Source organism: Mucilaginibacter sp. P4_E8, from assembly GCF_056401495.1.
Window position 1 is genome coordinate 1 of record NZ_JBFUJG010000452.1, and the last position, 599, is coordinate 599.

At 34.1% G+C, this 599-nt stretch carries 1 protein-coding gene; it reads left to right on the forward strand.

Annotated elements, in window-relative coordinates; translation table 11 throughout:
- On the forward strand, nt 1-599 hold a 599-nt coding region (locus tag AC1DRQ_RS32055), incomplete at both ends, for a tyrosine-type recombinase/integrase (RefSeq protein ID WP_477430286.1).

Genomic DNA, 599 nt, shown 5'->3' on the forward strand with positions numbered 1-599 from the left:
AATCAACCCCACGCATAAAACTCAAAGCTTCACTTCATAAAATATATACTAAAGAACAATTAAAGGCTTTATTGAAATATCTTAAAGCCAATAACCCTGATTTGTATTTGTGTACTTTGATATCATATGGTTGCTTGTTACGCCCACATCAAGAAATTAGGTTATTGAAAAAAAGTCATTTTAATGAAGATTATTCAACCATTTCTCTGTCAGGTAGTGAGAATAAAAGTAAGAGAGTTAGAATAGTAGGAGTGCCCAAGTTTGTACAGGATGCAATTAAGGAAAGGCTCAATGAAGTTAAAAATCCTGATGTAAATATTTTCTCCCTAAAAAACAACTCTTATAATGAGTATTATTTTAGTTTAAACTGGACACGATTACGTGGCAATATGATTGAGGAAGGGGTATTGCAGCCAGACCAAACAATATATTCTTTCAGGCATACCGCAGCAGTTGATATATATAAGCGCACAAAGGATATAAGCATTGTACAGCAGCTTATGGGACACAGCACAATGGTTGTGACCTTGAATTATATGCGTGGCTTAGGTGAGCTTAATAGCGAAGAATTAAGAAGTATATTACCATCACTTGAATTG